The organism is Pectobacterium versatile (genome assembly GCF_003932035.1).
Taxonomy (GTDB): domain Bacteria; phylum Pseudomonadota; class Gammaproteobacteria; order Enterobacterales; family Enterobacteriaceae; genus Pectobacterium; species Pectobacterium versatile.
In genome coordinates, this window is sequence record NZ_CP034276.1 from 2245824 (window position 1) to 2271399 (window position 25576).

General features: G+C 51.5%; 21 protein-coding genes and 1 tRNA gene. 15 read left to right on the plus strand and 7 right to left on the minus strand.

Annotated features, from left to right (window positions below; genetic code table 11):
- The first annotated feature begins 72 nt into the window (after positions 1-72).
- The 7 genes from rlmKL to EIP93_RS10190 all read left to right on the plus strand — a co-directional run bounded on the left by rlmKL (position 73) and on the right by EIP93_RS10190 (position 10132).
- Positions 73-2190: a bifunctional 23S rRNA (guanine(2069)-N(7))-methyltransferase RlmK/23S rRNA (guanine(2445)-N(2))-methyltransferase RlmL gene (gene rlmKL, locus EIP93_RS10160; RefSeq protein ID WP_116587104.1), complete on the plus strand. Its 2118-nt coding sequence runs from the start codon at positions 73-75 to the stop codon at positions 2188-2190.
- Between the two features lie 3 nt (positions 2191-2193).
- Positions 2194-4104, plus strand: coding sequence for an ABC transporter ATP-binding protein (locus EIP93_RS10165; protein ID WP_107332957.1), 1911 nt, complete (start codon positions 2194-2196; stop codon positions 4102-4104).
- Positions 4105-4199: 95 nt separating this feature from the next.
- The gene (gene pqiA / locus EIP93_RS10170) at positions 4200-5507 is read left to right on the plus strand and encodes a membrane integrity-associated transporter subunit PqiA (RefSeq protein ID WP_103860852.1); all 1308 of its coding nucleotides are present in this window, start codon (positions 4200-4202) and stop codon (positions 5505-5507) included.
- Positions 5467-7134, plus strand: coding sequence for an intermembrane transport protein PqiB (gene pqiB / locus EIP93_RS10175; protein WP_370685993.1), 1668 nt, complete (start codon positions 5467-5469; stop codon positions 7132-7134). Before pqiA ends, pqiB begins: the two co-directional genes overlap by 41 nt.
- Positions 7134-7700, plus strand: coding sequence for a membrane integrity-associated transporter subunit PqiC (pqiC, locus tag EIP93_RS10180; protein ID WP_103940504.1), 567 nt, complete (start codon positions 7134-7136; stop codon positions 7698-7700). Before pqiB ends, pqiC begins: the two co-directional genes overlap by 1 nt.
- 303 nt (positions 7701-8003) lie before the next feature.
- On the plus strand, positions 8004-8171 hold the full coding sequence (rmf, locus tag EIP93_RS10185) for a ribosome modulation factor (protein WP_010276992.1): 168 nt from the start codon (positions 8004-8006) through the stop codon (positions 8169-8171).
- Between the two features lie 401 nt (positions 8172-8572).
- Complete coding sequence (locus EIP93_RS10190; protein ID WP_125232669.1) at positions 8573-10132, plus strand: methyl-accepting chemotaxis protein; 1560 nt, start codon at positions 8573-8575, stop codon at positions 10130-10132.
- A gap of 285 nt (positions 10133-10417) precedes the next feature.
- Here the strand turns inward: EIP93_RS10190 and EIP93_RS10195 are convergent.
- Positions 10418-10507: transfer RNA gene (locus EIP93_RS10195), tRNA-Ser, on the minus strand.
- Positions 10508-10785: 278 nt separating this feature from the next.
- Between EIP93_RS10195 and EIP93_RS10200 the strand changes: the two genes are divergently transcribed.
- Positions 10786-11523, plus strand: coding sequence for a phosphatase (locus tag EIP93_RS10200; RefSeq protein WP_107332953.1), 738 nt, complete (start codon positions 10786-10788; stop codon positions 11521-11523).
- 62 nt (positions 11524-11585) lie between these two features.
- Positions 11586-12164, plus strand: a complete 579-nt coding sequence (locus EIP93_RS10205) for a TorD/DmsD family molecular chaperone (RefSeq protein WP_103860848.1) — start codon at positions 11586-11588, stop codon at positions 12162-12164.
- 57 nt (positions 12165-12221) lie between these two features.
- Here the strand turns inward: EIP93_RS10205 and EIP93_RS10210 are convergent, their stop codons facing one another.
- From EIP93_RS10210 to mdtH, 3 genes are all read right to left on the minus strand, one after another.
- Positions 12222-12788: a lipoprotein gene (locus tag EIP93_RS10210; protein ID WP_125232670.1), complete on the minus strand. Its 567-nt coding sequence runs from the start codon at positions 12786-12788 to the stop codon at positions 12222-12224.
- Positions 12789-12987: 199 nt separating this feature from the next.
- Positions 12988-13635, minus strand: a complete 648-nt coding sequence (gene grxB / locus EIP93_RS10215; protein WP_103970943.1) for a glutaredoxin 2 — start codon at positions 13633-13635, stop codon at positions 12988-12990.
- A 183-nt stretch (positions 13636-13818) separates the two neighbouring features.
- Positions 13819-15024, minus strand: coding sequence for a multidrug efflux MFS transporter MdtH (gene mdtH, locus EIP93_RS10220; RefSeq protein ID WP_103860846.1), 1206 nt, complete (start codon positions 15022-15024; stop codon positions 13819-13821).
- A gap of 315 nt (positions 15025-15339) precedes the next feature.
- Here mdtH and rimJ point away from each other — a divergent pair, with 315 nt between their 5' ends.
- The 4 genes from rimJ to murJ all read left to right on the plus strand — a co-directional run bounded on the left by rimJ (position 15340) and on the right by murJ (position 19256).
- Positions 15340-15924: a ribosomal protein S5-alanine N-acetyltransferase gene (gene rimJ, locus EIP93_RS10225; protein ID WP_039480408.1), complete on the plus strand. Its 585-nt coding sequence runs from the start codon at positions 15340-15342 to the stop codon at positions 15922-15924.
- Between the two features lie 9 nt (positions 15925-15933).
- Positions 15934-16569 (plus strand): YceH family protein, encoded by a 636-nt coding sequence (locus EIP93_RS10230; RefSeq protein WP_125233333.1) that lies wholly within the window; start codon positions 15934-15936, stop codon positions 16567-16569.
- A 28-nt stretch (positions 16570-16597) separates the two neighbouring features.
- Positions 16598-17593 (plus strand): Gfo/Idh/MocA family protein, encoded by a 996-nt coding sequence (locus EIP93_RS10235; protein WP_103860844.1) that lies wholly within the window; start codon positions 16598-16600, stop codon positions 17591-17593.
- Positions 17594-17720: 127 nt separating this feature from the next.
- Positions 17721-19256 carry a murein biosynthesis integral membrane protein MurJ gene (gene murJ, locus EIP93_RS10240; RefSeq protein WP_109224757.1) on the plus strand — a complete coding sequence of 512 codons (1536 nt, stop codon included), beginning with the start codon at positions 17721-17723 and terminating at the stop codon, positions 19254-19256.
- A 299-nt stretch (positions 19257-19555) separates the two neighbouring features.
- Here the strand turns inward: murJ and argS are convergent, their stop codons facing one another.
- The gene (gene argS / locus EIP93_RS10245) at positions 19556-21286 is read right to left on the minus strand and encodes an arginine--tRNA ligase (protein WP_125232671.1); all 1731 of its coding nucleotides are present in this window, start codon (positions 21284-21286) and stop codon (positions 19556-19558) included.
- Positions 21287-21940: 654 nt separating this feature from the next.
- Between argS and EIP93_RS10250 the strand changes: the two genes are divergently transcribed.
- Positions 21941-22489: a VOC family protein gene (locus tag EIP93_RS10250; RefSeq protein WP_103860841.1), complete on the plus strand. Its 549-nt coding sequence runs from the start codon at positions 21941-21943 to the stop codon at positions 22487-22489.
- A gap of 349 nt (positions 22490-22838) precedes the next feature.
- Positions 22839-23597 (plus strand): copper homeostasis protein CutC, encoded by a 759-nt coding sequence (cutC, locus tag EIP93_RS10255; protein ID WP_039544582.1) that lies wholly within the window; start codon positions 22839-22841, stop codon positions 23595-23597.
- A 156-nt stretch (positions 23598-23753) separates the two neighbouring features.
- Here the strand turns inward: cutC and cmoB are convergent, their stop codons facing one another.
- Together cmoB and cmoA are read right to left on the minus strand one after the other, a co-directional pair.
- Positions 23754-24740 carry a tRNA 5-methoxyuridine(34)/uridine 5-oxyacetic acid(34) synthase CmoB gene (gene cmoB, locus EIP93_RS10260; RefSeq protein ID WP_103860840.1) on the minus strand — a complete coding sequence of 329 codons (987 nt, stop codon included), beginning with the start codon at positions 24738-24740 and terminating at the stop codon, positions 23754-23756.
- Positions 24737-25480 carry a carboxy-S-adenosyl-L-methionine synthase CmoA gene (gene cmoA, locus EIP93_RS10265; protein ID WP_010306764.1) on the minus strand — a complete coding sequence of 248 codons (744 nt, stop codon included), beginning with the start codon at positions 25478-25480 and terminating at the stop codon, positions 24737-24739. The genes cmoB and cmoA overlap by 4 nt, the downstream gene beginning before the upstream one ends.
- Positions 25481-25576: the final 96 nt, after the last annotated feature.

Here is a 25576-nt window from a genome sequence, read left to right on the forward strand (position 1 = left end):
ACAAGCGTCTCGGATTAGCTATAATGCGCCTCAATTTCTTTTATGAATCTATTTTTTGGTGATAGTGACGACATGAATGCTTTGTTTGCCAGTACGGCGCGGGGATTGGAAGAATTATTAAAAAGCGAACTCGAATCATTGGGTGCGCAGTCCTGTGCGGTTGTGCAGGGCGGTGTCCATTTTGAGGGTGACAATCGCCTGCTGTACCAGAGCCTGCTGTGGAGCCGTCTGGCATCGCGCATTCTGCTGCCGCTGAATGAATTCAAGGTACACAGCGATCTGGATTTGTATCTGGGCGTGCAGGCGATTGACTGGTCAACGATCTTCAGTATCGATAAAACCTTTGCCGTGCATTTTACCGGTACCAATGAAGATATCCGCAACAGCCAGTACGGCGCGTTAAAAGTCAAAGATGCGATTGTGGATAGCTTCACGCGCAAAACCGGACAGCGTCCAGACGTAGCGAAACAGCAGCCGGATATTCGCGTTAACGTCTTTTTACAGCGTGATATGGCCAGCGTTTCGCTGGATTTAAGCGGTGATGGCTTACATCAGCGTGGTTACCGCGATCTGGCCGGACTGGCGCCGCTAAAAGAGAACTTGGCGGCGGCGATTGTATTGCGCTCCGGCTGGCAGAGCGGCACGCCGCTGGTCGATCCGATGTGTGGTTCCGGTACGTTGCTGATCGAAGCGGCCATGATCGCATCCGATCGCGCGCCCGGCTTGCATCGCACGCACTGGGGATTTAACGCCTGGTTAAAGCACGATGCCGAACTGTGGCGCGAGGTGACCACGGAAGCGCAGCAGCGTGCTAGCCAAGGCTTGCAGACGACGACGGCGCGTTTCTTCGGATCGGATAACGATCGTCGAGTGATCGAGATTGCCAAAGCTAATGCGCGTCGCGCAGGCGTTGCCGAACTGATTTCTTTTGACGTGAGGGATGCTGCGCAGCTAAAAAATCCACTGCCGGAAGGCCCGAAAGGTACGGTTGTCAGCAACCCGCCTTACGGTGAACGTCTGGAAAGTGAGCCCGCATTGATTGCCCTGCATAATATGCTGGGCCGTAAGATGAAAAGCGACTTTGGTGGCTGGCAGCTCTCGCTGTTCAGCGCATCGCCGGAACTGCTGAGCTGCCTGCAACTGCGTGCCGAGCGCCAATTCAAGGCGAAAAACGGCCCGCTGGACTGCGTACAGAAAAATTATCAACTGGCGGAAACGCAGGGTGGGGCTGCGGGGCAAATCGCAGAAGACTTTGCCAACCGTCTACGCAAGAACCTGCGCAAGCTGGAAAAATGGGCGAAGCAGCAGGGGGTTGAGTGCTATCGCATCTATGATGCCGATCTGCCTGAATATAATGTGGCGGTTGACCGCTACGGCAGTTGGGTCGTCGTACAAGAGTATGCGCCGCCGAAAACCATTGATGCGCAAAAGGCTCGTCAGCGCCTGTTTGATGTGATCAACGCGACGCTGAGCGTGCTGGAATTACCGTCGAACCGTTTGGTGCTGAAAACGCGTGAACGTCAGAAAGGTAAAAACCAGTATGAGAAACTGGCTCAGAAAGGTGACTTCCTGCTGATGGAAGAGTTTGGCGCCAAGCTGTGGGTCAACCTGACCGACTACCTCGATACCGGCCTATTCCTCGACCACCGTATCGCCCGCAAAATGCTGGGTGAGATGAGCCGTGGCAAAGATTTTCTTAACCTGTTTGCCTACACCGGCACGGCGAGTGTGCATGCCGGACTGGGCGGTGCACGTTCAACGACCACTGTCGATATGTCACGCACCTATCTGGAATGGGCAGAGAAAAATCTGCGGGTGAATGGTCTGACCGGGCGTCAGCATCGTCTGATCCAAGCAGATTGCCTGTCATGGTTACATAACGGGAACGAGCAATTTGATGTGATCTTCATTGACCCGCCGACTTTCTCTAACTCAAAACGGATGGAAGAGTCGTTTGATGTCCAGCGCGATCATCTGGCGCTGATGAAAGATCTCAAACGCCTGCTGCGTCGTGGCGGCACCATCATGTTCTCGAACAATAAACGTGGCTTCCAGATGGATACCGCTGGTCTGATTGCGCTGGGGCTGAACGCCAAAGAAATTACCGCACAGACCCAATCGCAGGATTTTGCCCGTAATCGTCAAATTCATAACTGCTGGCTGCTGACGCATGCCGGTGAGGAAAAGTAACCGATGTCTTTAATCAGTGTTTCAGGTGCGTGGCTGTCGTTCAGCGATGCGCCGCTGTTGGATAACACCGAACTCCATATCGAAGAGAATGAGCGTGTTTGTCTGGTTGGCCGCAACGGTGCGGGCAAATCGACCCTGCTGAAAATTCTGGCCAAAGAGATCCCGCTGGATGATGGCCGTATCACCTATGAACAGGATCTGATTGTCGCGCGCCTGCAACAGGATCCCCCGCGTGATGTTGCCGGTAGCGTCTTTGATTTTGTTGCTGAAGGGGTCGCCGCACAGGCGGATCACCTGAAAAACTATCACGCTATGCTGCGTCTGGTAGAAAGCGATCCGAGTGAAAAGAACCTGAATCAACTGGCTAAGTTGCAGGACGTTCTGGAGCATCAGGGCCTGTGGCAATTGGAAAGTCGCATTCACGAGGTGCTGGAACAGCTTGGTCTGTCCGCCGATGCGCCGCTGGCTTCGCTTTCCGGTGGCTGGCTGCGTAAAGCTGCACTCGGCAGAGCGCTGGTGAGTTCACCGCGTGTGCTGCTGCTGGATGAACCAACTAACCATCTGGATATTGAGACGATTGACTGGCTGGAAACCTTCCTGAAAACGTTCCAGGGCAGCATTGTCTTTATCTCCCATGACCGCTCGTTTATTCGCAATATGGCGACCCGCATTGTCGACCTCGATCGCGGAAAACTGGTTTCCTGGCCGGGTAACTACGAAAAATATCTGGAAGGGAAAGAAGAAGCGCTGCGGGTGGAAGATCTGCAAAATGCGGAGTTCGATCGCAAGTTGGCGCAGGAAGAAGTATGGATCCGTCAGGGCATCAAAGCTCGTCGTACCCGTAATGAAGGCCGCGTACGAGCGCTGAAGGCAATGCGTCAGGATCGTGCGCAGCGCCGTGAAGTGATGGGCTCGGCGAAAATGCAGGTTGAAGAAGCTGCCCGCTCCGGCAAGATTGTGTTTGAGCTGGAAGAGGTAAGCTACCAGGTTGACAATAAAGTGCTGACGAGCAATTTCTCCGCCCAGGTACAGCGTGGCGATAAGATTGCGTTAGTAGGGCCGAATGGTTGCGGTAAAACCACGCTGCTAAAATTAATGCTCGGTGGGTTAGAACCGGTCAGCGGACGCGTGCACTGTGGCACGAAGCTGGAAGTTGCCTATTTCGATCAGCACCGTGCTGAACTCGATCCAGAACGTACGGTGATGGACAACCTGGCAGAAGGCAAGCAGGAAGTGATGGTCAACGGCCGTTCACGTCATGTGCTGGGCTATTTGCAGGACTTCCTGTTCCATCCGAAACGCGCCATGACGCCAGTAAAAGCGCTGTCAGGTGGGGAGCGTAACCGCCTGCTGTTGGCGCGTTTGTTCCTCAAACCCAGTAACCTGTTGATTCTCGATGAACCGACCAACGATCTGGATGTGGAAACGCTGGAATTGCTGGAAGAGTTAATCGAAAGTTATCAGGGAACGGTTCTGCTGGTCAGCCACGATCGTCAGTTCGTTGATAATTCGGTTACCGAATGCTGGATCTTTGAAGGCGAGGGCAAAATTTCTCGCTTTGTCGGCGGGTATTTTGATGCGCAACAGCAGCGTGCAACGGCGACACCACTGCGAACGACGGCTGCATCGGTGGTAACCGCGCCAACGGCGACGGTGAACACCGCACCGTCCGCTAAACGAAGCACGGGGAAATTAAGTTATAACCAGCAGCGCGAATTAGACCAATTGCCGCTGCGTCTTGAGCAACTGGAGCAGGAAATTGAGTCGCTGCAAGCGCAAATGAATGACGCCAGTTTCTTTAACCGCCCACGCGAAGAGACGCAACAGGTCTTAAGTGCTCTGGCGGAAGCGGAAAGTGCGCTGGAAACTTGTTTCGAACGTTGGGAAGAGCTGGAAGCCCAGAAAAACGGCTAATCCACGTGGTTGTATGACGCCATCAATATGGGTGTAATATCCCGTATTGATGGGGTTTTCAGTCAGAAGCTGACGAATTTTGAAGGAGAGAACGTGTGTGTTCCCATCACGATCGGCATGACTGTAATCTTCAACACGAGCATCACCATGATGACTATATGCTTTGCCCGCAGTGCGACCTGCTGGTGGAGTTACCTGAGCTGTCACGCGGCCAGAAAGCGACCTGCCCACGCTGTAAAACCACGCTAACCAACCACCAGACGGAACCGCGTAAACGGCCAGTTGGCTACGCGGTGAGTGCGCTGGTCATGCTATTGCTGGCAAACCTCTTCCCCTTCGTTTCTATGCGTGTAGCGGGAATCACCAGCGAAATTACCCTGATACAAATTCCTAAAGTGATGGTGGCGGAAAACTATGCCAGCGTCGCGACGCTGTTTATGCTGTTTGTTCAATTGGTTCCAGCTTTCAGTATGGCGACTCTCATTCTGCTTTGCCTACACGCTTCGCTGCCGCTGGCATTGAAAAAAAGCATGGGCAAAATGCTGTTCCACCTCAAAAGCTGGGGAATGGCAGAGATTTTTCTTGCTGGCGTGCTGGTCAGCTTTGTCAAACTGATGGCCTATGGTGATATCGGTATCGGCACCAGTTTTATGCCTTTTGTCCTGTTCTGTCTGCTACAATTACTGGCCTTCCAAAGCCTCGATCGCCGCTGGTTGTGGAATGACATCGTGCCGCCCCCCGCGCTACCTGCGCCACCGGTTCTGGGACAAAGCGGGCTATCGCAAGGGCTGCGTTTATGCACATGTTGCACCGCCATTCTGCCAGCCAACCAGTTAGTATGCCCGCGCTGTCACTCACGTGGACATGCCCGTAAGAAGCACAGCCTGCAATGGACGCTAGCCCTGCTGATTACCTCCATAATGCTCTATATCCCCTCGAATCTGATGCCGATCATGGTGACAGAAGCCTTCGGCGATCGCATGGGATCGACGATCATGTCGGGCGTTATCCTGCTGTGGGGTATGGGCTCTTATCCTGTCGCGCTGGTGATTTTTATCGCCAGCGTCATGGTGCCATCGCTAAAAATGCTGGCGCTAGGCTGGCTTTGCTGGCAGGCCAATCGCAAAACCAAGAAAACGGAAGACAGCGAGCGGATGCATGTCATCTATGAGATGGTTGAGTTTGTTGGGCGCTGGTCGATGATTGATGTGTTCGTTATTGCCGTCCTGTCTGCGATGGTGCGCATCGGTCGCCTGATGAGTATTTATCCCGCCATTGGTGCGGTACTGTTTGCGGCCGTGGTGATTCTGACCATGTTTGCCGCGATGATGTTTGATCCCCGCTTGTTGTGGGATCGTCGCGATGATGTTCTTCATAAGGAGCCTGCCGTTGGCGAAAGATAACCATGCCATTGCGGATGTAGAAACGATTAAACGCTGGTCGCCGGTCTGGATTGTGCCGATTGTCACGGTACTGATCGGTGCCTGGATACTGTTTTACCATTTCAGCCATCAGGGGCCGCAAATTACGCTGATTACCAGCAACGCAGAAGGCATTGAAGCGGGAAAAACTGCCATCAAGAGTCGTAGCGTAGACGTTGGGATCGTAGAGAGTGTAGTGCTGAGTGGCGACCTCCATCAGGTGGAGATCAAAGCACGCCTGCATGACGGTATGGGTAAACTGCTCAAGCAGGACTCTGCTTTCTGGGTGGTGAAGCCGCAAATTGGTCGCGAAGGGGTTTCTGGTCTGGGCACGCTATTATCCGGCGCTTACATTGAGCTACAGCCCGGAGCCAGTAAAAATGATAAAAGCGAATTTACCCTGCTGGATGCGCCGCCGCTGGCCTCGCCGGATGCGAAAGGCATCAGGGTGATACTAGACAGTGAGCAGTCTGGGCAGTTGAATGCGGGCGATCCGGTCCTGTTCCGCGGCTATCGGGTGGGGTCGGTGGAAACCAGCGAATTCGATCCGAAAGCACGTAAGATGCGTTATCAGCTGTTTATCTCTGCGCCGTATGACGGTCTGGTCACGAGCAATGTTCGTTTCTGGAAAGACAGCGGCGTGGCGTTCGATATGTCGGCGCAGGGCATGCGTGTCGAAATGGGCTCGCTGACTACGCTGTTCAGCGGTGGCGTCAGCTTTGATGTTCCCGCTGGATGGGAGCTGGGCGATGCGGCCAAGACAATGGCGCAGTACCGACTGTTTGATAACCAACGCAGTATTCAGGACTCGCTATACACCGAATATAAAGAGTATTTGCTGTTCTTCAGCGAATCGATCCGCGGTCTACAGGCGGGAGCACCGGTTGAGTTCCGCGGCATTCGACTGGGAACGGTTGCGGAAGCGCCGTTTTTCCCGCGCAATATGAAGCAGGAACTGGATGATGACTATCGCATTCCGGTGCTGATCCGTATTGAACCCGATCGGTTCGAGAAGAAGATCGGTGGCTCGTTCGACTTTGAACAGCATCTGAAGCAAGCCCAGTCGCTGGGGCTGCGTGCGTCGATGAAGTCGGCTAACCTCCTGACGGGAGCGCTCTATATCGATCTCGATTTTTATCCAAAAGAGAAAGTGGATAAACAACTGTTCGTTCTGGATGGTTACCCAGTTCTGCCAACCATTGACGGTGGCCTGTCACAGATTCAGCAGAAGCTGATGGCGGTGTTGGATAAGGTAAATAACCTGCCGCTGAATCCGATGGTCAATGAAGCAACGAAGACGCTGACCGAAAGTCAGGCAACGCTGCGCGAAATGCAAAAAACGCTGGCGACGCTGAACAAGTTGACATCGAGCAAAGCGATGCAGGATCTGCCGGAAGATATGCAAAAAACCTTGCTTGAGTTGAATCGCAGCATGAAAGGCTTCCAGCCTGGCTCACCGGCGTATAACAAGATGGTGGCGGATATGCAGCGCTTGGATCAGGTGTTGCGGGAACTACAGCCTGTGCTGCGTACCCTGAATGAGAAAAGTAATGCGTTGGTCTTTGAGGCCTCGGGTAGTCAGGATCCTCAGCCGAAGAGGGCAAAATAATGATGAAAGCATGGACACTGGTTCTGGCGCTGGTATTGAGCGCGTGCAGCAGCAGTAATACACAGAAAACGTACTATCAGCTGCCGACAATCGCGGATACCACTACGACGCAGGCTGCGGTGACTCAGGGGTATCCGCTATGGGTTGAACATGTCAGCGTGGCGGATTACCTCGTCAATGCTGGCTTGGTTTACCAGACTAACGATGTGCAGTATGTCATTGCCAGTAACAACCTGTGGGCCAGCCCGTTGGATCAGCAATTACAGCAGGCGCTGGTGACTAATCTGGGGAATAAATTGCCCGGTTGGGTTGTGACCACGCAGCCGCAGGGAAGCGAACAGGCTGTGCTGAACGTGGCTGTCACGGGCTTTCATGGCCGTTATGATGGCAATGTTATCGTCCGTGGTGAATGGATGCTGACCTATCAGGGAAAAGTGACTAAACGCCCCTTTAGCGTAGTGCTGCCACAAACGGAAGATGGCTATGACGCGCTGGTAAGAACACTGGCGCAAGGCTGGCAGCAGGTTTCCCAGTCGATTGCCCAGCAGGCGGGGACGCTGAAATAACGGTTACGGGTGCTCGGTATTATCCGATCACGGTTTGACATAACTAACGTTCTAAAAAAATCAGGCCTCTAGAGATGTAATGCTGTGATTGCATTACGTTTTTAGAGGTTTTTTATTGTTTTCAATTAGTTAGGTTTTTCGGTTCTTTAACGGGGAAAATTCCTATTTTGGATCACAAATATGACACTGGCGTGAATTTTGCGCCTTGACCTTTGGCGACAGAATCGGTATTGATAGTCTGTGATTGCTTACAAAGTAATCATTGTTTTCTTTCCACCAGATAAATGATGAGGGAAATAAGGCATGAAGAGACAGAAACGCGATCGCCTGGAACGGGCTCATTCACGTGGTTATCAAGCAGGTATTGTCGGTAGACCAAAGGAATTTTGTCCTTATCAATCAATTAATGCCCGGTCTTACTGGTTGGGAGGTTGGCGAAAAGCCATGGAGGACAGGGCTGTTACCGCTTAGCGCGCCTTGTCATTAGAGGGAACGCCTCCGCTTTTGCGGAGGCTTTTGTTTTTTAGGGGCTAAATACCCTGATTCTGCATCTCTCTCTGTTCAATCGACACAGAGATCAACTGACGGAAGCGAACGACAAATACATGAGTCTCGCATGACAGAATGGGGCTTTATTGCTTCTGTAACGTCATTTACGCATTTATTTCGCTTTCGATCATTTTTCGCCAATTTCTTAGTCGTTATTGCTCGATTGTGGTTTTAAATTGAGCGAATAAGGTGATTTTTCATTATTTATTGTTAAAAAATCTATCATTACTACCTGAATGGTATGGCTCAAGGCGCCAATGTAGTGTAATTTTTTTTCCTCGGAATTTTCTGAAAAGCAGTTAGAGATTAGAGAGAAGAATATAGTGAAATTACGAACCAGAATTGCACTGCTATGCGGTACGACCTTGTTAGGAATGCTAATTTTATCTGCGGTGGCGCTGAACACACTCTATAACACGATGATGAGTGAACGCACTGGCCAGCTCTCTACGCTGGTTGAACTGGCTCATTCTGCGGCACAGAAGGCGTATGAACTGGAGAAAAGTGGCCAACTGTCGCGCGATGAAGCAGAGAAAGAAGCCAAACGGACGATCGGTAGTTTCCATCAGGGCGATCGCTATTTCTTCGTGCGCGGTTACACCAATGACGTGAACTATGTGCACCCGAATCCTAAGCGTATTGGCATCGTCGATGCGAATGGCGGTAAAGAAGCCGGAGAACGCTACCGTGCTTCACTTCAAGGCAATACGATTGGCACGGTGATCGCAGAAGGGACGCGTCCAGGGCAGCAAAATAAGGTTGAGAAACTTTATGCTGTCATTAAATTCGAGCCTTGGGACTGGACGATTGGCTACGGTGATTACATTGACGATATTCAGCAGACGTTCTGGCACAATGCGCTGATCCTGCTGTCTTTAGGGTTGATTCTGCTGTTAATCATTTCCGCATTTGCATGGAATATGTTGCGTACGCTGATGCGCCAGCTTGGCGGCGAGCCGCAATATGCGGTGGAGGTTGTGCGAGAAATCGCGGAAGGCAATTTGCGTGTCGATGTTGAAACGAAGCCGGGCGATCAAACCAGTATTCTTTACGCTATTCGCGCGATGCGCGACAACCTGTCGCATCTGGTTAATCAGGTTCGCAGCAGCACAAACTCCATTGCCACGGCTTCGACGCAGATCGCATCGGGTAACGGTGATTTGTCGGCTCGTACCGATTCGCAGGCCAGCGCATTAGAGCAGACGGCAGCGGCAATGGAACAACTGACGGCAACGGTGAAACAGAATGCGGACAATGCGCGCTACGCGAATGAACTCGCGGTGTCGGCGTCGGATGTGGCAGTGCGCGGTGGGGATGTTGTCAGCCGGGTTGTCGTAACGATGGATTCCATTAGCTCATCATCGCGTAAGATTGTGGATATCATCGGCGTTATTGACAGCATTGCTTTCCAGACGAACATTCTGGCGTTGAATGCGGCGGTGGAAGCGGCGCGTGCTGGTGAACAGGGGCGTGGTTTCGCCGTGGTCGCAAGTGAAGTCCGCACGCTGGCGCAGCGCTCGGCATCCGCAGCCAGAGAAATTAAAGGTTTGATTGATGATTCCGTTGCCAAGGTGGGCGAGGGCACGGATTTCGTGAAACAGGCTGGCGATACCATGAGTGAAGTGGTTGAAAGCGTACACCGCGTAACATCTATGATGGGCGAAATCAGCGTCGCGAGTGCAGAACAGCGTTCCGGTATTGAGCAGGTCAATCTCGCGATATCGCAGATGGATCAGAGTACGGAGCAGAATGCGGCGCTGGTTGAAGAAGCGCTGGCTGCCGCAAGATCGCTGAGCGAACAGGCACAGGATCTATCACGCACCGTTGAACAATTCCGCGTCGATGAATCCGCAGGCAGCTATCTGGCGCTGGGGGCAAGATAACTGCAACAAAACGGCGGGGTTCAGGCATTAATCGAACGCTGCCGATGCTTCTCATCCGCTCCAGTACCATAAAAGAAAACGCCCCTGACTTGCGTCAAGGGCTGCTCGGTGTACATCTGTGGTGGGATTGACTCGCGGCGTCCTGCCGCTCGCCCTGCGGGCCGCCCTTGGCGGTCCAAAAACGCTAGTCCTGTCGTTTTGTCGAACCCTGTCAAGGCTTCTCATCCGTTCCAACGATACAAAAGAAAACGCCCTTAACTTGCGTCAAGGGCGTTTTCTTTTATATGGCGGTGAGGAAGGGATTCGAACCCTTGATACGTTTTCACGTATACACACTTTCCAGGCGTGCTCCTTCAGCCTCTCGGACACCTCACCGTGGTCTCGCTGTATCGCATAGTAGCGGACGGCGCTAATGTAGGGAAATTGCCGAACAGCGTCAACAAACTTCTGCATTCAAGGCGCGCAATTAGCTAAAGTTAACGCAATTTGTTGCTTTGCTCACCGTTTTTACGCTCGCCTTCATCCATTCCCCGTCGTTACGCAAAAAGTCGATGTTTCATTTCTGTTAATCATGCGTTGTAATTTCGCTCACTGGCTGCGGAATATCCCTGAAAATGGTATGCTGACTCGCAAACGTTGACCCAGGAGAAACTATGTATCCCGTCGATTTACATATGCACACCGTTGCCAGTACACATGCTTACAGTACCCTGCATGACTACATCGTCGAAGCACAGCAGAAGAATATCCGCCTGTTTGCCATTACCGATCATGGCCCGGATATGGCGGATGCGCCGCATTATTGGCACTTTATGAATATGCGCGTCTGGCCGCGTCTGGTTGATGGTGTCGGTATCCTACGCGGTATCGAAGCGAATATTAAAAACACCGAAGGCGATATCGACTGCACTGGCCCCATGTTGGATCAGGTGGATGTGATAATCGCGGGCTTCCATGAGCCGGTTTTTCCACCACAGGATAAAGACACGCATACTACGGCGATGATCGCGACCATGGCACGCGGCGACGCGCATATCATTAGCCACCCCGGTAACCCGAAATTTCCCGTCGATATTCGCGCGATCGCGGAAGCCGCGGCGAAATACAACGTTGCGCTGGAGCTGAATAACTCCTCTTTCATGCATTCACGCCAAGGCAGTGAGCCAAACTGTCGGGCGATTGCGGAAGCCGTTCGTGACGCGGGTGGGTTACTTTCTTTAGGTTCCGATTCCCATATTGCGTTTTCTCTGGGAGACTTTACCCACTGCGAACGTATTTTGCAGGAAGTGAATTTCCCGCAGGATCGGATATTAAACGTAAGCCCTCGGCGCGTGTTGGATTTTCTCGAACAGCGTGGAATGCCGACTATCGCTGAACTTGCTGATTTGTGACGCTGTCACTTAAAGCAATCTCACTTCAACGCATTGTCACTTAAAAATAACTAGGATTATGAATGAACGAGTTTTCTATTGTGTGCCGCCTATTGGGCACACTGTTTTATCGCCAGCCGCAGGATCCTTTGCTGACACCGCTATTCACGCTGATTAAAGACGGGAAACTGGCGCAGCACTGGCCGTTAGAGCAGGATGCGTTGTTGGCCCGTTTGCAAAAGGGGTTGGATTTGCCCGCAATGGCGGCGGATTATCAGGCGCTATTTGATAGTGAAAACGGCGCGGTTTCACCGCTGCGCTCATCCTATGAAAGCGATGCTGATGACGCGGAAATTCGTACCTTTTTGCAACAGCGCGGCATGCCGTTAAGTGACGGCGCGGTTGGTCATTTTGGTAGCTTGTTGCTTGCAGCGTCATGGCTGGAAGATCAGGCACAAGAAGATGAAACAGCGGCACAGATTACCCTGTTTGATGAATATCTCTTACCGTGGAGCGATCGTTTCCTCGGGAAGGTGGAAAGCCACGCCACTACTGCATTTTATCGCACACTGGCGATAGTGTGCCGCGAAGCGCTGGAAGCCATGCGGGATGAGCTGGGCGAAAGCGAAGAAGACGCCGACGAGTCTGAAGCAGAAGAGTAATACGGTAGACCGACGATGCCGATAGCAAACATTGAGTATGCTATCGGCGAGTCAGCGTTAGTCAGTAAACAGGATAACGATCTGGCCGGGTTTGATTTCGATGTCTTTCGCCATCTTCTTCGCCATCGACTCCGTTGTGCTCTTATCCGCATTCAGCACGTAAGCTGGTTTTTGGTCAAAATAGCTTTTTAGCGATTGATTAAGATACGGGCTTAGCGTTTTCATTACCGTCTGCATTTTTTCCGGCTGTACGGTGTAATCAACCAGTTCCATGTCTTTCAGGTAAATCGCGCCCTGCGCTTTATCAAATACCGGCTGTGCTTTCAGCGTAAGCTTCATGTCGGCAGCCTGATTGCCCAACAGGGACGAAATATCGACCTTCGCATTGCCCGTCAGGGTAACTTTCCCCGGTTCTGCCCGACCGATCTGGCTGGATAGCTCGGTCAACACGATATGGGCATCTACCACGCCAGGCACGCCCAGCTGTTTCTGATAATCGTTGTGTTTTTGCAGGTACTCATTCACTTCCTGCTCACTGAGCGTGTATTGCGTGAGTTTATTACAGCCGCTGAGTGTAAAAGCAAGCAGCACTGCGGCCGCTGCCATCCATCCTGATTTTTTCATTATTCTGACCTCTTGGTGCTATTTACGCGCACAATTCATTACTACGGTAGTCTATTCACATGAACGATCTCTGTATGTGAACAATCAACACGATTCTGCACGGGCAGCGTGCGCCTGATGCGCAGGGTAAACAATAGGATAGCACTGAAATGGCGGATAATGCCGCTTCAGAATGAAGCGGCGGAGTGAAACTAAACGGTTAGATTGCCAGACTGCTGAGTAGCGTTACCTGAGTCTGTTTTGCCATGTTATCCCGATAGTCAGCAACGCGGGAAGGCGGCGTAACACCTGCAACGATGGACAGCGAACGTAGCAGCGGGAAGAGGTTGATGTCGTCCGTTGATAACGTGCCGTTGCAGGCGTTTGGCTGAACAATCAGCGGATCCAGATCCTGTAAGTCGTTGTTCAATTTCTTAATCAGCCCCTGTGAATGGCTCAGATGGTCAGCGAAATTGCCTAGCTGGGCTTCCTTCTTATTGACGAAATAGTGTCGGGCGGAAGCGGAGGCAAATTCTTCAAAGGCGGCCTGAGCAAATCGGGGGATAATTAGGCGCGGCGTATACTCTGTGACTTTACGCAACCAGGCGGCGATGGCCGGATTAGTTGAACCAGTCAGCAGCGGTTTGCGGTCGTAATGATCGATGTAATGAACGATGTCCATGCTTTCTGGCATGTAGCTGCCATCGTCTTTTTGCAGAATGGGCACCATTTTCTGGCCGATCAATCTCTCTGGCGTCGCAGCGTCATCATTCGCCAGTATTTGCAGTTCGATAGGGATATTTTTCAGACCGAAGATCATGCGCGCTTTAACGCAGTAGGGACAGTGATCGTAAATGTAGAGCTTCATACGTCGTCTCCTAATATAACAAGGTATAGACAAAGGCCGTTGTGCGACCCAGAGTGTAACCCATTATCAAACAAGATAAGTCGAGTGTGCGAGGAGGCTCACGACGATAACAATTGTTTGAATGTATTAGGAAAGTATAGAGGGGCTTTACCGACGAGATCAAACTCGTCGGTAAAATTCAGACTAATGACCACCCAGCATCGCGGGTTCAATGCGGCGTTGATTGAACTGCCAATACAGTGCGGCTAACGTCAGGAACCCGATAGTGCCTAGCATGAACCACGGCAGTTCCGGTTGATTCAACGCGTGTCCGGTATCGAATAACCAGCCGCCGCCGCTGTAACCAATCGCGCCACCGAGCGCCAACCCAAGTCGACTGAAACCCATATAGCTGCCTCTGGCTCTTGAGTCCGCCAGCGAAGCGCTTAAGGTTTCACGCGCAGGTTCGGCAATAATCGAACCTACGTAAAAGAGGCTGATAAGCAGCAGCAGGGTTTGCAGCTCCGTTGTCATCCCGATCGGGAACATACTGACGGACATAATGAAAAGCCCCGCCATCAGGCGTTGTTCCAGCCGGAAGCGCTTCTCGCTCCAGCGTGCGATAGGGTACAGCAGCGTTAACGACAGCCCCGCCTCAATGGCGTACATCCATTTCACCGCAGACGGTGTTCCGGCGAGCTCGTTGACCATGATGGGCAACATCAGCAGAACCTGCACGGCCAGCATGTAGTAGCCCGTCAGCGTTAACACATACATTAGGAAACGGCGGTCGCGAATGACACGCGTCAGACCTTCCAGTATTGGCGTCTTGACCGTCGAGATGCGATAGGCCGGCAACAGCCAGGCATTGAGTGCAGCAGCAAGCACAAAGATGACCGCGCCTGCCCAGCAGACGATCTCGAAATCATACTGGAGCAGCCAGCTACCAATGAGGGCACCGATAACGGCGCCAGCACTGTCCTGCATCATTAACAGAGAGTAAAAACGGCCACGTTCCTGCGGACGAACCAGTTTGATGACCAGTGCGGTACGCGGCGGATCGAATAGCGTGCCGCCAAGACCGGATAGCGCACAAGACAGCCAGAGCAGCCAAGGTTCGTCGGCAATCGCCATGAACACAAAACCGGAGGCACGTAGCAGCATCCCGGTAATAATCATCGGTTTGGCACCAAAACGGTCAGCAATAGCTCCGCCGAAAATACCGAGCCCTTGCTGAATAAACTGGCGCAATCCCAATGCGATACCGACTAATAATGCGGCCCAGCCGAGATCGTCGACAAAACGAATGGAAATAAGGGGGAAGACAACGAAGAATCCCAAAACCACCAGCATATTATCGAGTAATAAAAAATATTTACCCAAGCTCCGAGCTTGCGACATCAGAGGCATGTTTCACCACAACAAAGAAAGGAGGAAAATAACAGACGTGACTATTTTGTACTCTAATTCGACTTTGGTATAGCCTATTGTTGGATAATATTTTTTTATCGATTTAACGTTATCCGAGTAGCATTTCGGCGAGAAAAAATGCCTTTCCTGACTCAACTGCGCAATAACTCGACGACGGGGATTTTACGTCTATGAATTTATGTGGTTATAGTAAGGATTATCGGGAATGCCGATATTTTCTGCTTGTGTGGAATAGTCACTTTTTCAGCGGCGATGAATTTTACTTATCGATAACATGGAGAGGCAGGGGGAAAAATGTTTGGCTACCGTTCAACGCCAGCAAGAGTGCAATTGACAACTGACAGGCTGGTGGTGCGTCTGGCCCATGAACGCGATGCATGGCGTCTGGCCGAATACTATTCTGAAAACCGTGATTTTCTTAAGCCGTGGGAACCCGTGAGAGACGCCAGCCATTGCTATCCATCAGGCTGGCAAGCGCGTCTGAGCGTGATTAACGATATGCATAAACAGGGCAGCGCCTATTACTTCCTTCTGTTGGATCAGAATGAAAACGAAGTGTACGGCGTGGCGAATTTCAGCAACGTGCTGCGGGGATCGTTTCACGCCTGCTACCTGGGCTATTCACTCGGTCAAAAATGGCAGGGGCAAGGGCTGATGTATGAAGCGCTGCAACCAGCAATACGTTATATGCAGCGTCAGCAGCATATGCATCGCATCATGGCTAACTATATGCCGCATAACCAGCGTAGTGGGGGGTTACTGACGCGTTTGGGATTTGAGCGTGAAGGCTATGCGAAGAATTATCTGCTCATTGATGGCAAATGGCAGGATCATGTATTAACCGCGCTGACCAACGCCGAGTGGAAGTCTCCGCGTTAAGGAAAAATGATGAAATACCAATTGGATGCTCGTGAAGCCCGCGTGATTGGTTGCATGCTGGAAAAGCAGATCACCACGCCGGATCAATACCCAATGTCGTTAAACGGCATCACCACGGCCTGTAATCAGAAAACCAACCGCGAACCCGTGATGGAACTGAGCGAAAGCGAGGTCCAGCAAACGCTGGATTTACTCGTGAAGAAGCATTTCCTGCGCACGCTCAGCGGGTTTGGTAATCGAGTGGTGAAGTATGAACATCGTTTTTGCAACTCTGAATTTGGTGACCTGAAGCTTTCACCTGCGGAAGTGGCGCTGGTGACGACGCTGCTGCTGCGCGGCCCGCAGACGCCAGGCGAGCTGCGTACACGTGCGGCCCGATTGTATGAATTTTCAGATGTTGGTGAAGCTGAGTCCACCCTTGAACAGTTGCAACAGCGTGAGGATGGGCCATTTGTCGTCCGGTTGGCGCGTGAAGCAGGGAAACGAGAAAGTCGCTATCAGCATCTTTTCAGCGGCGAGGTCAGTGAGACTGTCGCTCCCGAAGCGGACAGCGAAAGTGATAATTCACCGCTAGCCGAGCGTGTTGAGGTGTTAGAAAAAGAGGTTGCTGAACTCAAACGTCAGCTTGCCGCGCTGTTAGCGTAATGAACTGGTATCAGGGAGAAAGCTCGTCATGAAGCCTCAGTTTACGTCTGCGGAACGTGTTGCAGAACATAGCATTTCAGAAAATAGTATTTCAGAACATAACGTCTCCGCTCGACGTCCCCGTATCGGCGTCGTTGGGCTGGGATCCATCGCGCAGAAAGCCTATTTGCCGATTCTCAGTCAGGCTGAGGGCTGGGAACTGGTCGGCGGGTTTTCTCCCGATTGGCAAAAGACGCAGCGAATTTGTCAGCACTACCGGATGACGAGTTTCTCGGCGCTGGATGCGCTGGCAGCGCAGTGCGATGCGGTCTTCGTTCATAGCAGTACTGCCAGTCATTTTTCCGTTGTGAGCCAGTTGCTTAATGCGGGTGTCGATGTCTATGTGGATAAACCGCTGGCAGAGACGCTGGAGCAGGCGGAAGCACTGGTTGAATTGGCGGAGCAACAACAAAAAATTCTGATGGTTGGCTTTAATCGCCGTTTCGCACCGTGCTATCAGCAGCTAAAACAGCGGCTGGATCAGCCGGCATCTTTGCGTATGGATAAACACCGCATTAATGGCGTTGGGCCGCAAGATGTCCGTTTTACTCTGCTCGACGATTATCTGCACGTGGTGGATACCGCACTCTGGCTGGCAGGCGGCGATGCTCAACTGATTGATGGTGTGTTGCATGCGAATGCGGACGGCCAATTGCTATATGCCGAGCACCATTTCCAGAGCGGCGGTTGTCAGGTGACGACCAGCATGCATCGTCATGCGGGAAGCCAGCGGGAATGGGTTCAGGCCGTCACACAGGGTGGGCTATATCAGGTGGATGAGATGCGTGAATGGCGTGAAGATCGCGAAGGAATAACGATCCGCCCAGCCGTACCATCTTGGCAAACCACGCTAGAACAACGCGGATTTGTCGGTGCGGTACAGCATTTCATCACAGCCATTGAACAACGGAAACCAGCGGAAACATCAGGTAACCAGGCATTGCTGTCCCAGCGAATGATTGAACAATTGCTGGGAAAAAGCTGAAAAGTTCGACGGTTATGCCAATGTTCGGTAGCTATTACACGCGCAATGCGTAGACTAGTCGCACCTCGCAATCAGGATGACCTCAACGGGTTAATAATCGGTCCTGAACCGTTCAGAAAATAATCGGATGAATTTACTTAAATCACTGGCTGCCGTCAGTTCTATGACCATGCTATCGCGCGTTTTAGGGTTTGTGCGCGATGCGATCGTCGCTCGTATTTTTGGTGCGGGTATGGCGACGGATGCCTTCTTTGTGGCGTTCAAACTGCCTAACCTGCTCCGACGGATTTTCGCGGAAGGCGCGTTTTCACAGGCTTTTGTGCCGATTTTGGCCGAATACAAAAGTCAGCAGGGCGACGAAGCTACGCGGACGTTCCTCGCTTATGTTTCCGGTATGCTGACGCTGATTCTGGCATTAGTCACCGTGGCGGGGATGGTCGCTGCACCCTGGGTCATCATGGTGACCGCTCCCGGTTTTGCCGCGACGCCAGAGCGCTTTGAACTCACTTCGGATCTATTAAGAGTCACGTTTCCCTACATCCTGCTGATCTCACTGACTTCTATGGTCGGTTCGGTGCTAAATACCTGGAACCGTTTCTCGGTGCCTGCGTTTGCACCGACATTGCTTAACGTCAGCATGATTGGTTTCTCGCTGTTTGCCGCCCCGTATTTTAATCCACCGGTGATGGCGCTGGCCTGGGCGGTATTGGTTGGCGGTTTACTGCAACTCGGCTATCAGCTACCGCATCTGAAAAAGATTGGCATGCTGGTACTGCCGCGCCTGAAGTGGCGTGATCCGAGCGTCTGGCGAGTCATGAAGCTGATGGGGCCTGCGGTTCTGGGGGTGTCGGTAAGTCAGATTTCGTTAATCATCAACACCATTTTTGCTTCCTTCCTCAGCGAAGGGGCAGTGTCATGGATGTATTACGCCGACCGCCTGATGGAGTTTCCTTCCGGTGTACTGGGCGTTGCGTTAGGGACGATCCTGCTCCCATCGCTGGCGAAGAGTTTTGCCAGTGGCAATAATGACGAATACTCCCGCCTGATGGATTGGGGGCTCCGCCTGTGTTTCCTGTTGGCGCTGCCGAGCGCGGTGGCATTAGGCATTTTGGCTAAGCCCTTAACGGTGTCGCTGTTCCAGTACGGCAAATTTAGCGCTTTTGATGCATTGATGACCCAGCGTGCGCTGATTGCCTACTCGGTCGGACTGATGGGATTGATTGTCGTCAAAGTGTTAGTGCCTGGCTTTTATTCCCGGCAGGATATCAAGACCCCCGTCAAAATAGCGATAGTCACGCTGATCCTGACGCAAGTGATGAACCTGATCTTTATCGGCCCGCTGCAACATGCTGGTCTGGCGTTGTCTATCGGTCTAGCCTCCTGCCTGAATGCCGGACTGCTGTATTGGCAACTGCGTAAGCAGGACATTTTCCAGCCGCTGCCGGGTTGGCGGGGTTTTCTGGTTCGCCTGCTGGCTGCCGTTATTGTGATGTCGCTGGTTTTATTGGGCATGCTGTGGTGGATGCCCGCATGGGATGACGGCAATATGACGATGCGCATTCTGCGTTTGCTGCTGGTCGTGGTCGCAGGGGCGGGTTCCTATTTTGCCACGTTGGCGCTGTTGGGATTCCGTCCTCGGGATTTCGCCCGCCGTAGCGTGTGACAACGTTATTGAATACAACGGTGATAATGGAATAGAAGAGTAAAGCGTTTGCGCCATGGACAAAAACGTCAGGAACGTTTTTGAACGTCGCTTGCGATGGCCCTGAAAGGGTGAATCTCAGGGATGAGATTCATATTCGCGCAATCCGAGCGTACAGGGATGTATTCACAGCGTCTTTACGATCTATCCATTATCACCGCACGGCTGTCTTTGCCTGTAACGTAAAACGCCATTGGTTTGTCACCAATGGCGTTTTTGCTTTCAATCGATAGATAAATAAGTTTTCAGTCGATGGAGAATTACATCTTTTCGACGGTTTCGATGCCCAGCGTATCCAGACCTTGCTTCAACGTTTTCGCAGTCAGCAGTGCCAGTCTCAGACGGCTTTGACGCACGTCATCACTTTCGGCATTGAGAATCGGACAGTGCTCGTAGAAACCGGAGAACAGGCCCGCCAGATCGTACAGGTAGCTACACATTACATGCGGCGTGCCTTCGCGGGCGACGGAAGTGATGGTTTCTTCAAATTGCAGCAGACGCGTAGCAAGTGCAAATTCACGCTCATCACTCAGCGTAATCGGCTGCGTTAAGCTGTCTTCTTGTATAGCTGCACGCTTGAAAATAGACGCGACGCGCGTATAGGCGTATTGCATGTAAGGCGCGGTGTTGCCTTCAAACGCCAGCATGTTGTCCCAGTCAAAAACGTAGTCCGTCGTGCGGCTCTTCGACAGGTCGGCGTATTTGATCGCGCCGATAGAAACCACTTTCGCCAGCGCGGTTAACTCATCGCTTTCCATCTGTGGATTTTTCTCTGCGATGAGCTTCAGGGCGCGATCGTAGGCTTCATCCAACAGTTCAGACAGTTTGATCGTTCCGCCTGCGCGCGTTTTGAATGGCTTACCGTCTTTGCCCAGCATCATGCCGAACATATGGTGTTCCAGGCTGACAGAATCAGGCACATAGCCTGCTTTACGCACGATGGTCCAGGCCTGCATCAAATGCTGATGCTGACGAGAATCGATGTAGTAAAGCACGCGATCGGCGTTCAGGGTTTCATAACGGTATTTGGCACAGGCGATATCCGTTGTGGTGTAGAGGTAGCCGCCATCCTTTTTCTGGATGATAACGCCCATCGGTTCGCCTTCCTTGTTTTTATATTCATCAAGGAAAACGACCGTTGCGCCTTCGCTCTCAACCGCCAGACCTTTTGCTTTCAGGTCGGCAACGATGCCTGGCAGCATGCTGTTATACAGGCTTTCACCCATAACATCCTGTTTGGTCAGCGTGACGTTGAGGCGTTCATAGTTGATCTGGTTCTGCGTCATGGTGATATCGACGAGCTTGCGCCACATCTGACGGCAATACTCATCACCACCCTGCAATTTCACCACGTAAGCGCGCGCGCGTTCGGCGAAATCGGCATCTTCATCGTAGTGTTTCTTCGCTTCACGATAGAACGCTTCAAGATCGGACAAATCCATCTCGTTGGCGCTTTCGTTTTGCATTTTTTCAAGGTAGGCGATCAGCATGCCGAACTGCGTACCCCAGTCGCCAACGTGGTTCGCACGAATTACGTTGTGGCCTAAAAATTCTAGCGTACGGGCCGATGCATCACCAATGATGGTTGAGCGCAGGTGACCGACGTGCATTTCTTTCGCGACGTTAGGAGCAGAGTAGTCAATCACAATCGTTTGTGGTTCAACTGGGGTTAAACCCAGTTTTGGTGCATTCAGGGCGTTCTCAACCTGGCTCGCAACCCACTGCTTATCGAGAAAAATATTAATAAATCCCGGGCCTGCGATTTCTGTTTTTTCCGCAATGCCCTCCAGCGCCAAAAGTTGGACGACTTTTTCGGCCAATTGTCGCGGCGGCATGCCCAGTTTTTTGGCCACGGCCATGACGCCATTGGCCTGATAATCACCAAACTGTGCTTTTGCCGACTGACGAATCTGAGCTTCGCTGTCTGCTGGCGCGCCCGCGGCGGTTAACGCCTGGCTGACTTTTTCGGAGAGAAGAGCCTGAATATTCACCGGTTTACCTTAAATAAAAAATTAAGCCTTGCTTATACCATATTTGCCTTTCCTCGTCAGCAGACGGGGCGAGGCAACGGGATGTTCAGGTGAAAAAACACCCAGACAGCGGGAGATTAAAGAAGAGGGAACGAGATAAAAAAGGATAAGGAGAACACGACAAAAAAGAAAAAATAGTTTTAGGTAGAATAAAAATAAATCAAATCGCGATCTTAACGTTTTTTTGACCGACTATTTGCACCAATTTTATGCGAGTCTCTGGTTTTAAAATGACGAAAAATAGCATATGCCGCAATAGCGATAAGTGCGATGGATATAATGAGTAAAACCATGGTGATATCTCTGCGTTATTATTTGTTTTCTTAATTTATACGTTTTCTTTTCGGCGTTCAATGGGGGGCGCTTTATTTAAGATTCCTCCCAGAATAGATTGCGAGAAGTATCGCAACTTACACTTGGTAAAAAATATTTCCGTTTATTAATCAAACAGCATCGTTCCCTTTTCTTTGCATTTAATGCGTTTCACGTAATGAAGATGTAAATAAATGTACATGGGGAAAAATAGAATTTAATTAGGATGCGTCACGGGTATGATATTCTCACTGTGCAAATGGTTATTGATAATGTGAGATACCGCGAGGAGTTTTGCCCGATATGTTACCCGATGATTTGATAACGGATTTAGCGCGATTTGAGCAAGCGCTACAGGAATTGGCCGATGTGCTACAGCTGGATTTAGGCACATTTCATGCGGACCATATTTCGCTGCGCTGTCATCAGAATACGACGGCTGAATCATGGAAAGCGGCGCTGCTAAAGTCTGGCAGCCTGCTGTCTGAAAACCAGATCAATGGCCGCACAATCTGCTTGTTTATTCTGGATAATGCACTCACGGTCGGCCCCTGGCAGATTACCTGTATCGAGCTACCGTGGCCGGGGAAAAAGCATTATCCGCATGAAGGATGGGAGCATGTGGAACTGGTGCTGCCCGGTGAGGCAGAAACGCTGCATCAACGTGCGCTGGCCTGTTTGTCTGATGATGCGCTGCGCACGCCGGGCATCAAGCTTAAATTCAGCTCTCCGCAAGGCGAAAAAGAGCGAATTCCTAATCCTACGCTGGCGGTAACCAACGGGAAAGTGACAATAAAATTTCATCCGTTTGATATACGCGATGTTGTCGCAAGCGAAATGTCGACGCTATAAAAATAATGTATGGCTCGTACGTAGCGTAATCAGAAAGATAACATTGGCTGAAAGATAACATTGGCTGAAAGATAAAATGGTGTGCCACGTTATTGAGGATAATTAAGTGATTCGGGTGAGTGAACGTAGCCAACGCACCTGCAATTTGAAGTATGACGGGTATAGAACAGATTAATAAAACTGTGGTTTATGTCATGTTTATTTCGGCACTGTATCGCGTTCATTGTGACTCCTGTCTCCTCACGATATGAATGCGAATGCCATAGTTATTACTTTAATCGGCGTGATGATTCGTCGATTTTTCGATAATTAAGAAAAGTGGTCTGGGAGTTTACATGGAGGAGCAGCGATGACGAAACTGGAAGTATGCTGTTATAGCGTTGATTGTGCGATAACAGCAGCGCAGTCTGGGGCTGACAGGATTGAACTCTGTGCAGGACAGCGAGAAGGCGGGTTAACGCCATCCTATGGGGCGCTGCGTGGCGCGCGTGAAAAGGTCGCGATTCCTGTTCACCCGATTGTGCGCCCGCGGGGGGGCGATTTTTGCTACAGCGCGACGGAATTTGCTGCCATCAAATACGACATTGAACAGATTCGTGAGATGGGGTTTCCCGGCGTTGTTGTTGGTGCGCTCAACGAGGAAGGGCACATTGATTTGCCCAAAATGCGCGAAATCATGGCGGCAGCTCAAGGGATGGCGGTGACTTTTCATCGCGCGTTCGATATGTGCCTGAACCCTTACATTGCACTGGAACAGCTCACTGAACTTGGCGTATCACGCATATTGACCTCCGGGCAGCAGCAGACGGCAGAAAATGGGTTGCGGTTATTACGTGAACTAACACAGGCCAGTCGCGGTCCAATTATTATGGCGGGTTCCGGCGTGCGCTTGACTAACGTGCACAAATTTCAGCAGGCCGGTATCCGGGAACTACACAGTTCCGCAGGCCAGTGGACACCCTCTCCGATGCGCTATCGCAAAATCGGCGTGTCGATGTGCTCTGATACGGAATTAGATGAGTTTAGTCAGTATTGCGTGGATGGCGATGTGGTGGAAGCAATGAAGCGGGCAGTCAGCCCGGACCGTGAAATGCAGTACGTGTCATGACGTAAAGAATTTCACGGTGCAGGGGTAGAGCGACAGCGTTGTTCTCAACACCACATCGTCATTCTTCAATTTTGCCGCGCCGCATACCATCAGGTGTGCATGGCAAGTACCAAGCCCCAGCGTGTTGCTGGGGCTTTTTTTGTCTAGCGTAGTAATTTAGGACTGGTAGATGCCGGGTTTACGGGCAACCAGTACGGCACGTACTGGTGCGGGGTAGCCTTCCACCGTTTTCGTTGGATCCTCAGGATCGAGGAATTCAGCCAGCGACTCCGTGATCATCCAGTCAGTCCGACGCTGTTCCTGCGTTGTCGTGGTGCAGATATCGACGACGCGGACATCAACGAACCCGCATTTCTCAAGCCATGTTGTCAAAGCTGCGGCAGAAGGGATGAAATACACATTGCGCATTTGTGCGTAGCGTTCTCCCGGTACCAGCACCTGATTTTCATCGCCTTCAATGACCAGCGTTTCCAGCACCAGTTCGCCACCTTCCACCAGTTGATTCTTCAATTGCCACAGGTGATCGAGCGGGGAGCGACGGTGGTACAACACGCCCATAGAAAACACGGTGTCAAACGCAGCAAGTTCGGGGAGTTGCTCAATGCCGAGCGGCAGAACGTGCGCCCGCTGATCGTTGCCGAGCAGCTTACGCACGGCTTCAAACTGGCATAAGAACAGTTGCATGGGATCGATACCGACTGCCATCGTGGCGCCTTCACCAACCATCCGCCACAGGTGATAGCCGCTGCCGCAGCCTACATCCAGAATCAGGCGATTTTTCAGCGGGCTGATATGCGGGAGAACACGCTGCCATTTCCAGTCAGAACGCCATTCTGTGTTGATATCCACGCCGTAAAGCGAAAAAGGACCTTTACGCCAGGGCATCAGGTTACGCAGCAGCTTTTCAATGCCTTCACGCTGGCCGACGGAAATATCGGGTTCCATGCGCGCTGTGACGCTGTCGTTCAAATCCAGGGACGTTGGCGTTAACGACGGGAGATGTTCCAGCGAGTTAAACCAGAGTTTGAACTTACCGTGCAAAGATTCCTGCTGCCAACTGCTGAGCTGTGAAGGCAGCGTGTTAAGCCAGTGGCTGAGCGGACCTTTTGCGATTTGCTGGTAAAAATTGCCGAAATCGATCACGCCTTTTCCTCTGCTTTCACGGCTAATAACGAGCCAAAATTAAAACACTGAAACCAAATCTCGCTGTGCTCAAAACCGGCATCTGCCAGTCGAGCCTTATGGGTTTCTACTGAATCGGTCAGCATGACGTTTTCCAGCATGCTGCGCTTCTGACTGATTTCTAACTCGCTGTAGCCATTTGCCCGTTTGAAATCGAGATGCATGTTGAACAGCAATTCACCGACGTCTTTGTCTGCAAAATTGAATTTCTCTGAGAGCACGAGCACGCCGCCGGGATTGAGTCCCTGATAAATACGCTTGATGAGCACCTGACGCTGGGAAGGTTCCAGAAACTGAAGGGTAAAGTTCAGCACCACCATAGACGCATTTTCAATATCAATGTTCAGGATATCGGCTTCTATAATTTCAACGGGGGTATCGGAACGGAAAGCGTCAATGTGGCTGCGGCAGCGTTTCACCATTGCCGGAGAATTGTCTACCGCGATAATTTTGCAATCTGGGACATGAATATTACGTCGCATAGACAACGTGGCGGCGCCCAGCGAGCAGCCTAGATCGTAAACGTGGCTATCCGGGCGGACGAAGCGTTCTGCCAGCATGCCAATCATCGAAATGATGTTGGAATAGCCGGGTACAGAACGTTGGATCATATCGGGGAATACGTCGGCAACGCGTTCGTCGAATGTCCAGTCACCTAAATTGGCAATTGGCACAGAAAAAAGCATATCGCGGTTTGGCATGGCGGAAAGTGCACTGAGAGTAATAAAGAGGCGCGCATTCTAGCAGAATACACAGTGGTCTTCACCTTCCACAGGGTATGGCCGCGTTTTTTGATT

Coding starts and splice junctions, on each gene's coding strand:
- rlmKL (WP_116587104.1), top strand. CDS start 73: ATGAATGCTTTGTTTGCCAGTACGGCGCGGGGATTGGAAGAATTATTA.
- EIP93_RS10165 (WP_107332957.1), top strand. CDS start 2,194: ATGTCTTTAATCAGTGTTTCAGGTGCGTGGCTGTCGTTCAGCGATGCG.
- pqiB (WP_370685993.1), top strand. CDS start 5,467: ATGATGTTCTTCATAAGGAGCCTGCCGTTGGCGAAAGATAACCATGCC.
- pqiC (WP_103940504.1), top strand. CDS start 7,134: ATGATGAAAGCATGGACACTGGTTCTGGCGCTGGTATTGAGCGCGTGC.
- rmf (WP_010276992.1), top strand. CDS start 8,004: ATGAAGAGACAGAAACGCGATCGCCTGGAACGGGCTCATTCACGTGGT.
- EIP93_RS10200 (WP_107332953.1), top strand. CDS start 10,786: ATGTATCCCGTCGATTTACATATGCACACCGTTGCCAGTACACATGCT.
- EIP93_RS10205 (WP_103860848.1), top strand. CDS start 11,586: ATGAACGAGTTTTCTATTGTGTGCCGCCTATTGGGCACACTGTTTTAT.
- EIP93_RS10210 (WP_125232670.1), bottom strand. CDS start 12,788: ATGAAAAAATCAGGATGGATGGCAGCGGCCGCAGTGCTGCTTGCTTTT.
- grxB (WP_103970943.1), bottom strand. CDS start 13,635: ATGAAGCTCTACATTTACGATCACTGTCCCTACTGCGTTAAAGCGCGC.
- mdtH (WP_103860846.1), bottom strand. CDS start 15,024: ATGCCTCTGATGTCGCAAGCTCGGAGCTTGGGTAAATATTTTTTATTA.
- rimJ (WP_039480408.1), top strand. CDS start 15,340: ATGTTTGGCTACCGTTCAACGCCAGCAAGAGTGCAATTGACAACTGAC.
- EIP93_RS10230 (WP_125233333.1), top strand. CDS start 15,934: ATGAAATACCAATTGGATGCTCGTGAAGCCCGCGTGATTGGTTGCATG.
- EIP93_RS10235 (WP_103860844.1), top strand. CDS start 16,598: ATGAAGCCTCAGTTTACGTCTGCGGAACGTGTTGCAGAACATAGCATT.
- murJ (WP_109224757.1), top strand. CDS start 17,721: ATGAATTTACTTAAATCACTGGCTGCCGTCAGTTCTATGACCATGCTA.
- EIP93_RS10250 (WP_103860841.1), top strand. CDS start 21,941: ATGTTACCCGATGATTTGATAACGGATTTAGCGCGATTTGAGCAAGCG.
- cutC (WP_039544582.1), top strand. CDS start 22,839: ATGACGAAACTGGAAGTATGCTGTTATAGCGTTGATTGTGCGATAACA.
- cmoA (WP_010306764.1), bottom strand. CDS start 25,480: ATGCCAAACCGCGATATGCTTTTTTCTGTGCCAATTGCCAATTTAGGT.